This is a genomic window from Pseudomonas sp. 2995-3 (assembly GCF_002742565.1).
Classification (GTDB): Bacteria; Pseudomonadota; Gammaproteobacteria; order Pseudomonadales; family Pseudomonadaceae; genus Aquipseudomonas; species Aquipseudomonas edaphica.
Map to the genome: position 1 here is coordinate 222,363 of NZ_LJSB01000178.1, position 8,040 is coordinate 230,402.

General features: G+C 60.7%; 7 protein-coding genes. 3 read left to right on the forward strand and 4 right to left on the reverse strand.

The genetic code is table 11. The features are described from left to right. Window positions 1-49: 49 nt before the first annotated feature. Window positions 50-1,552 carry a nucleobase:cation symporter-2 family protein gene (locus AOA62_RS15715; protein ID WP_017136117.1) on the reverse strand — a complete coding sequence of 501 codons (1,503 nt, stop codon included), beginning with the start codon at window positions 1,550-1,552 and terminating at the stop codon, window positions 50-52. 158 nt (window positions 1,553-1,710) lie between these two features. Between AOA62_RS15715 and AOA62_RS15720 the strand changes: the two genes are divergently transcribed. Next, entirely contained in the window at window positions 1,711-2,544 is an 834-nt protein-coding gene (locus AOA62_RS15720) for a hypothetical protein (protein ID WP_017136118.1), read from the forward strand. A 91-nt stretch (window positions 2,545-2,635) separates the two neighbouring features. Here AOA62_RS15720 and punC read toward each other — a convergent pair whose 3' ends face one another. Next, a complete protein-coding gene (gene punC / locus AOA62_RS15725; protein ID WP_017136119.1) occupies window positions 2,636-3,820 on the reverse strand; it encodes a purine nucleoside transporter PunC in 1,185 nt (394 codons plus the stop codon). 122 nt (window positions 3,821-3,942) lie between these two features. Here punC and punR point away from each other — a divergent pair, with 122 nt between their 5' ends. After that, window positions 3,943-4,857 carry a DNA-binding transcriptional activator PunR gene (punR, locus tag AOA62_RS15730; protein ID WP_099549104.1) on the forward strand — a complete coding sequence of 305 codons (915 nt, stop codon included), beginning with the start codon at window positions 3,943-3,945 and terminating at the stop codon, window positions 4,855-4,857. Between the two features lie 119 nt (window positions 4,858-4,976). Here punR and AOA62_RS15735 read toward each other — a convergent pair whose 3' ends face one another. Beyond that, window positions 4,977-6,146: an aspartate aminotransferase family protein gene (locus AOA62_RS15735; protein WP_099549105.1), complete on the reverse strand. Its 1,170-nt coding sequence runs from the start codon at window positions 6,144-6,146 to the stop codon at window positions 4,977-4,979. Window positions 6,147-6,249: 103 nt separating this feature from the next. On the opposite strand from AOA62_RS15735, the gene AOA62_RS15740 reads away from it, so the two are divergent. Beyond that, window positions 6,250-7,155, forward strand: a complete 906-nt coding sequence (locus AOA62_RS15740; protein ID WP_099549106.1) for a LysR family transcriptional regulator — start codon at window positions 6,250-6,252, stop codon at window positions 7,153-7,155. On the opposite strand, the gene AOA62_RS15745 is transcribed toward AOA62_RS15740, so the two are convergent. Continuing rightward, the gene (locus tag AOA62_RS15745) at window positions 7,152-7,775 is read right to left on the reverse strand and encodes an HAD family phosphatase (RefSeq protein WP_017136123.1); all 624 of its coding nucleotides are present in this window, start codon (window positions 7,773-7,775) and stop codon (window positions 7,152-7,154) included. The genes AOA62_RS15740 and AOA62_RS15745 overlap by 4 nt on opposite strands. Window positions 7,776-8,040 lie beyond the last annotated feature (265 nt).

The following is an 8,040-nucleotide window of genomic DNA, read 5'->3' on the forward strand; positions in this document are numbered from 1 at the left end:
GTGCAGTGACTGGCTCGCCGCCATCGCAGGCAAGCCAGCTCCCACAGTTTTAGACCTCGGTGGTCTCAGGCTTTGCGGCCTTCCTCGGCACTTGCGCCACCACTGGAATCTCCTTCCCTTCAGCATCAAACAATTTACCGCCACTGAAGTAATCGCCATCGCGCAACGCCGCCACGTCGTGGAAGCACAAACTGCGCTCGGTGCCGGCCACAAACACCGATTGCTGGTCCGAGTTACCGGCGGTGAAGTGGTTGAACGCCAGGTTCAGCAGAATCGCCATGATCGCCGACGAACTGATGCCCGAATGGAAAATGGTCGCGAACCAAGTGGGGAAGTGATCATAAAAGTTCGGCGCTGCAATCGGGATCATGCCGAAACCGATGCTCGTTGCCACGATGATCAGGTTCATGTTGTTGCGGTAATCCACCTTGGACAGCGTGCGAATCCCGCTGGCCGCCACGGTGCCGAACAACACAATACCGGCGCCGCCAAGCACCGAAGTCGGCACCGCCGCAATCACCCGCCCCATAAAGGGCAGCAGGCCCAACACCACCAGAAATACACCGCCAGTGGCCACTACAAAGCGGCTTTTCACTCCCGTAACCGCCACCAGGCCGACGTTCTGGGCGAAGGCGCTTTGGGTGAATGAACCGAAGATCGGCGCAAACATGCTCGACAGCATATCGGCACGCAGGCCATTACCCAGGCGCTTGGAGTCGACTTTGGTGTCGATGATCTCGCCGACCGCGAGGATGTCCGCCGAGGTTTCCACCAACGTCACCATCACCACGATGCACATGGAAATGATCGCCGCCACATGGAAGGTCGGCATGCCGAAATGGAAAGGTGTCGGGAAGCCGAACATCGGCCCTTGGGCGACGCTGGAGAAATCCGCCATGCCCAGGAATACCGCGATCACGGTGCCAATCACCATGGCCAACAGAATCGACAGGCGCGAGATGGTCGCGCTGCCGATCTTGCTCAGTAGCAACACCAGCACCAGGGTCAGTGCCGCCAGGCCGATGTTGGCCATGCTGCCAAAGTCCGCTGCGCGGCTATTGCCGCCCATGGCCCAGCGCGCTGCCACCGGCATCAGCGTCAGGCCGATGGTGGTGATCACGATGCCGGTGACCAGCGGCGGGAAGAACTTGGTGATCCGTGAGAATACCGGCGTGATCAATAAGCCGATAAACGACGCGGCCATCACCGCCCCGAGAATCGCCGGCACCCCGCCCGCGCCATCACTGCCGACAATCGCCACCATCGTTGCCACACCGGCAAACGACACGCCCTGCACCAGCGGCAACTGGCAGCCAAAAAACGGCAGGCCGAGGGTTTGCAGCAACGTGGCCAGGCCACCGGCAAACAGCGAGGCGGCGATCAGCAGGCCGATATCCGCCGGCGACAACCCGGCCGCCTGGCCGACGATCAACGGTACGGCAACGATGCCGCCATACATGGTGAGCACATGCTGCAGGCCGTAAGCCATGTTGGCCGCGACGCCGAGATTCTCGTCTTCTGGCCGCTGCGGTGACGCCTTCGGGATAGTCATGGTGAGGGGTTCTCTGTTTTTGTTGTGCGAACACTGTATGCAATGTTTGGACTGGATGTCCATAGAGTTGTATACAATCAATCGAACAAGATACCCTCCATCGGCGTTACAAAAACAATCCGGCCGTCATGAGCCAGAACGCCAAAGGACCTAGAACAATGAAAAAGGCATTACAGGGCGCCACCGTTGCATTGACCCTTCTCGGCGGCGGGGAGGCCGTCGCGCTGGAATGGATGAACAACAGCGTAGGGTTTCGCTACGGCCAGCACTTCACCAACCCCAACAACCCCGACGACTTCAGCAAGCGCATCTACAGCTTTACCCACGCCAGCGGCTACCAGTACGGCAGCAACTACCTGAACCTCGATGTGTTTCTGTCCGACAGCAGCGACCCACGCAAGGGCACCGACCAGGGTGGCAGTGAGGTCTACGCCGTGTACCGACACCAGCTGTACGCCTCACGGGTATTCGATGTGCCTCTGGGCACCGGCCTGGTCAAGGATTACGCCCTGACCCTGGGCTTCGACGCCAACCGCAACAACAACTTCGCCTCAGCTAAAAAACGCGCGCTGGTGGTCGGCCCGACGTTGAAGTTCAACACCGTCGGCGTGCTGGATTTGAGCCTGATGTACTACAAGGAAAAGAACCACACCGGCATCCCCGGTGCGAAAGAGTCGAACCACACCTTCGACGACACCTACATGCTCAACCTGACCTGGATGCGCCCGTTCGACATCGCCAACCACGCGGCGAAGTTCCAGGGGTTTATCAATTACGTCGGGGAAAAGGGCGAGGACTACCACGGCCGCGACACCGCGCCGGAAACCCTGATGCGCACCGCGCTGATGGTGGCGGTGCGGCCAGGTAAAAGCGTCAAGCCTAACCTGTACCTGGGGGTGGGTTACGAGTACTGGCATAACAAGTTCGGGGTGGATGGTGGCATGGGCACCCGGACCTCCACGCCTACGCTGAATATGGAAGTGACGTTCTAACTGAAGAAACCCGACCAACTGTGGGAGAGGGCTTATGTGGGAGCCAGCTCCCACATAAGCCCTCTCCCACATGTTTGATTGGGTTTCAGCTTCAGGCGTTTGCCAGTTCCGAATTATCGGTTTTGGGCCGCGCCAGCCAGTAACCCAACACCGCCAGCGGCGCAGTCGCCAGCATCACAATCACGGTGATCAACAGCGGCTGGTCGATCAACGACGACACCAGCAGGCTGCTCAGAAAGCACAGGCCCAACTGCAGGGTGTTCTGCAGCGCCGCTGCCTTGCCGGAATTTTCCGCAAAGGGCATCAACGCATTCGCCACCACGATGGGGTAACTCGCACCGTTGACCAACGCCATCAGGCAGAACGGAATCAACAAGGTGGTCAGGGTCGGCACGGTCAAGGTCGCAACCAGGTACAACGCCACCATGCTGATGCAATAGGCCACCAGCAACCACGGCAGCAGGGTTTTGCCCTGGTAATGCTGCAAGGCACTGCGACAGCTGTAACCGCCGACCAGAAAGGACAAGGTCGGCAACACATAACTCAAGCCGATGTCATTCGGGCTGTAACCCATGTCGCCAAGGATAAACGGCGACGCGGTGAGCCAGGCGAAGAAGCTGGCTGAACAGGCGGCGAAGATCATCACATTGCCGGTAAACACCCGGGAGGTCAGCAACTGCCCATAGCCCAGGCGCGAAGGTTCGCCCTCCTCGGCCCGACGTTTCGGCATTTTGCGCAGCAACAACGTCGGCAACAGCAACAGCACTGACACGCCCAGCAATACCGCGAAAATCGCCTGCCAGCCAAAGTGGTTCAGCACCATCGCGCCCAACAGCGGCGCCAACGCCGGTGACAGCGACATCAACGGCATGATGCTGGCGAACACCCGGTGAGCCTTGTCGGCCGGGTAACGGTCAATCACCAGCGCCTGCCAACTCACGGCGGCGGAACACACGCCAATCGCCTGGATAAAACGCAACGCCAACAACTGCGGCGCCGTCTCGACCCAGAACATCCCGGCGCAGCCCAGCACAAACAGGCTCAGCCCGGCGAGCAGCACCGGCTTGCGCCCCAGGCGATCGGACAATGGCCCCCACAGCAACTGCCCGAGCGCAAAGCCGGCGAGGAAAATACTCAAGCTGGCGCCCACCGCGCCCGCACTGATCTGCAACTGCTCGCCCATGGCGCCAAACGCCGGCAAGTACATGTCCATGGCCAGATAACCGAGCATGCTCAGCCCCGCCAGATACCAGGTGAAACCAAAAGAATTTTTCATTGAAGCCTTGTGGATGCTGCCATCAAACTATTTGCTGACTGGCGCCCATTATGAAGCTGACAGGTTGTGTGTGAAGCGATAATAATTGGACACTTGAATCAAATATTTTGAAGGCAACCGCTATGTGGTCCGAATACTCCCTGGATGTAGTCGATGCCGTGGCACGCCATGGCAGCTTCAGCGCCGCTGCCCAGGAATTGCACCGCGTGCCGTCAGCCATCAGCTATACGGTGCGCCAGTTGGAGGAATGGTTGGCGGTGCCGCTGTTTGTGCGCCGCCATCGCGATGTGGAGCTGACCCCCGCCGGCCGTCTATTTATAGACGAAGCGCGCGGGGTGATGAAAAAAATGCTCGGCACCCGGCGTTTGTGCCAACAGGTGGCCAATGGCTGGAGCGGCCAGTTGAAGGTCGCGGTGGACTCCATCGTCAAACCCCAGCGCTGCCGGCAACTGGTGCTGGATTTTTATCGGCAATTCCCTGAGGTGGAATTGCTGCTCGAATACGAGGTGTACAACGGCGTGTGGGACGCCCTGGCCGATGAGCGCACCGACATTGTGATCGGCGCCACCAGCGCAGTGCCGGTGGCCAGCCGCTTCACGTTTCGGGACATGGGCCTGCTCAACTGGCTGTGTGTGGTCAGCGCCCAGCACCCGCTGGCAAGCGTCAACGGCTTGCTCAGTGACGACCAACTGCGTCCGTTCGCCTCGCTGTGCATGACCGACACCTCGCGCAACCTGCCCAAGCGCGACACCTGGACCCTGGATAACCAGCGCCGTTTGGTCGTGCCCAACTGGGCCTCGGCACTCGATTGCCTGCGCGATGGGCTGTGCGTGGGCATGGCGCCGGCTCATCAGGTATTGCCGTGGGTCGAGCGTGGCGACCTGGTGGCGCTGCAACTGAGCCGACCGTTTCCGGCCAGCCCGTCGTGTGTGGCGTGGGCGCAGGATAAGGTATCGCCGGCGATGAGTTGGTTATTGGAGTACCTGGGCGATACCGAAACCATGAACCAGGAATGGCTCAATGGCCCGGATCTCTGAATATCACGCCGATCCAATGTGGGAGCTGGCTTGCCTGCGATAGCGGACTGTCTGTGCCAACTACAGTGGCTGACACACCGCTATCGCAGGCAAGCCAGCTCCCACAGTTTGATCCGGTTTCAATCCAGGAGACGGGTGATGGCCCGCACAATCATCTCAACCTCCTTGGCATCCAGCGTCAGCGGCGGCAACAGGCGGATGATCTTGCCCCGCGTCACATTGATCAGCAGCCCATGCTCCTGGGCCGCACGCTGGGCCAGGTCACGGTAAGGCCTGGCCAACTCGATGCCGACCATCAAGCCCTGGCCGCGAATCGCCAGCACCTGCGGGTGCTCGCTCAACTCCACCCGCAACCGCGCCAGCAGGCGCTCGCCCTGTAGCGCGGCGTTGTGCAGCAAGCCTTGTTCTTCAATGATGTCCAACACCGTGCAACCCACGCGGCAGGCCAGCGGGTTACCGCCAAACGTGCTGCCGTGGCTGCCTGGCGTGAACAACTGGGCCACGGCGTCCCGGGCCAGGCAGGCACCGATGGGCACGCCGTTGCCGAGGCCTTTGGCCAGGGTTATCACGTCGGGCACGATGCCTTCGTGCTGGAACGCAAACCAGGCGCCAGTGCGGCCGATACCGGTCTGGATTTCATCGAGCATCATCAACCAGCCGTGGCGCGTGCAGTGATCGCGCAGCGCCTTCAGGTAACCGGGCGGCGCGGGCAGCACGCCGCTTTCACCCTGGATCGGCTCGAGCAAGACCGCCGCGATGCGCGTGCCGAATTGCTCGGTAATGGCCGCCAATGCGGCCAAGTCGCCAAAGCGCACCTTGAGAAAGTCCCCCGGCAGGCGCTGGAACCCCAGGCGCACCGAAGGCCCGTCACTGGCGGCCATAGTGCCCAGCGTACGCCCGTGAAACGCGTTCTCCATCACCACCACCAAAGGCTCTTCAATGCCTTTTTTCCAGCCATGCAACCGCGCCAGTTTCAGCGCGGTCTCGTTGGCTTCGGCGCCGGAGTTATTGAAGAACGCACGGTCCAGGCCGGATAACCGCGTCAGGCGCTCGGCCAGGCGCTGCTGCCAGTCGATGCTGTAGAGATTGGAGGTGTGCAGCAACAGTCCCGCCTGCTCGCTGATCGCCGTGACCAATTTGGGGTGGGAGTGCCCGACATTGGTTACCGCCACACCGGCCACGGCGTCGAGGTATTCACGGCCCTGCTGGTCCCACAGGCGCGTGCCCAGGCCACGGGTAAAGCTCAGGGCCATGGGTTGATAGGTGGTCATCAGGCAGGCGGCGGTCATGGTGGCAGGCTCCAGTGCATCGTTGTGATGCTGCCAGTATCGTTAGCCACCTGAGCTGGATAAACTGCGCATTCCTGCAATGACTTTAAATCAGGGCTTGACAATGGATCTGTTCCAGTCGATGTCGGTGTACGTGAAAGTGGTCGAGGCCGGCAGCATGACCGCCGCCGCGCAGGAATGCGGGATGTCGACCACCATGGTCGGTAACCACTTGCGCGCGCTGGAGCAACGGCTGGGGGTCAGCTTGCTGAAGCGCACCACGCGCAAACAGAGCCTCACCGAATTTGGCGGGCAGTATTACCAACGTTGCCTGGAGGTGCTGGGGCTGGTGGCCGACTCTGAACTATTGGCAGAGCAGATCCACAGCGAAACGCCCAAAGGCAGCCTGCGCATCACCGCGCCACCGGTGTTCGGCACCGAACGCCTCACACCGGCCTTGAGCGAATTTGCCCAGCGCTACCCGCAGATCAATCTGTATGTCGAACTCAGCAATGAGCGCATGGATCTGGTCGACAGCGGCTTCGACGTTGCGATCCGCCTGGGTGAGCTGGAAACCTCAAGCCTGATCGCCAGGCCCATGCAGGCCTATACCCTGACGCTCTGCGCGTCACCGGCGTACCTGGCGCGACGTGGCACTCCGCAGACGCCCGACGACTTGCGACAGCACGACTGCCTGGCATTTGCCTACCCGGCGAACGATAACTGGCGAGACACCAGCAAACTGTGGCGCATGACCGGCGATGCAGGCGAAGTGGAGGTGCCGGTGGCCGGAGCATTGACCATCAACAGCTCCCAAGGCTTGCGCCAGGCAGCCGTGAACGGCATGGGCATCATCATGCTGGCCGATGCCCTGGTGCAACCGGACCTGGAGAGCGGCAAGCTGGTGGCGTTGCTGACCACCTATCAACTGCCCAGCCGCCCCATGCACCTGCTCTACCGACAGGACCGCTACCGCCTGCCCAAGCTGCGCGCTTTTGTGGATTTCGCCATGGAAAAGTGGGCGCGCTAAAAGCTCACGCCCAACGCGCGCAAACGCGCGGCAGTGCGCTCGGCCGACACATGGTGAATGCCCTGCCAGCCGAGGGCTTCAGCGGCCTCGATATTGCCGGCAACGTCGTCGATAAACACCACTTCCCTGGCCTGGATATCCGGCAAGTGAGCGCGAACCTGATCAAGGCTCGCGTGATAGATCGCGGGGTCCGGCTTGATCAACTTCAACTCGCCAGACACGACGATATCGCGCAAGTGCTGCAGAAACGGGTAGTTGGCCCGTGCGTAAGGGAAGGTTTCAGCCGACCAATTGGTGAGCCCGAACAGCGGCATATCGGCCTTATGCAGCGCCTCAAGAATGGCCACGCCATCGGGCAACGCGCCACGCAGCATTTCGTGCCAACGGTCGTAATAGGCCTGGATCAGGGGTTCGTGCTGCGGGTATTGCTCGATAAGGTGACGGGTGCCTTCGGCCAGGCTGCGGCCGGCGTCCTGCTCGGTGTTCCAGGCTTGGGTGCAGATGGTGTCGAGAAAGTGTTGCCGTTCGGCGTCGTCGGCAATCAGCTTGCGGTAAAGGTGCTGCGGGTTCCAATCGAAGAGGACACCGCCAAAATCAAAAACTACTGCACGAATCGTCATCAGATCCTCCGTTAGCGTGGCTTGATAGCCGAGGGAGTCTGGCAGATTTTGGAAAGGAAGAGTTGCGCGCCGAAGCGTAGGAAGGTTCCCAAAAGGGAGGCTTACAAAGATCAAATGTGGGAGCGGGCTTGCTCGCGAAAGCGGTGTATCAGTCACCAAATAGGCTGGCTGATAAACCGCTTTCGCGAGCAAGCCCGCTTGTGTCTTGATCTGGGAATAAACTCTGAGGTGAGAGGGGTGGATGGCAAGCTGTGAGTCCGCGGTG

What these genes read in the sequence shown, in the direction of transcription:
- AOA62_RS15735 (WP_099549105.1), bottom strand. Translation starts at nt 6,146, where the DNA reads ATGACCGCCGCCTGCCTGATGACCACCTATCAACCCATGGCCCTGAGC.
- punC (WP_017136119.1), bottom strand. Translation starts at nt 3,820, where the DNA reads ATGAAAAATTCTTTTGGTTTCACCTGGTATCTGGCGGGGCTGAGCATG.
- AOA62_RS15720 (WP_017136118.1), top strand. Translation starts at nt 1,711, where the DNA reads ATGAAAAAGGCATTACAGGGCGCCACCGTTGCATTGACCCTTCTCGGC.
- punR (WP_099549104.1), top strand. Translation starts at nt 3,943, where the DNA reads ATGTGGTCCGAATACTCCCTGGATGTAGTCGATGCCGTGGCACGCCAT.
- AOA62_RS15715 (WP_017136117.1), bottom strand. Translation starts at nt 1,552, where the DNA reads ATGACTATCCCGAAGGCGTCACCGCAGCGGCCAGAAGACGAGAATCTC.
- AOA62_RS15740 (WP_099549106.1), top strand. Translation starts at nt 6,250, where the DNA reads ATGGATCTGTTCCAGTCGATGTCGGTGTACGTGAAAGTGGTCGAGGCC.
- AOA62_RS15745 (WP_017136123.1), bottom strand. Translation starts at nt 7,775, where the DNA reads ATGACGATTCGTGCAGTAGTTTTTGATTTTGGCGGTGTCCTCTTCGAT.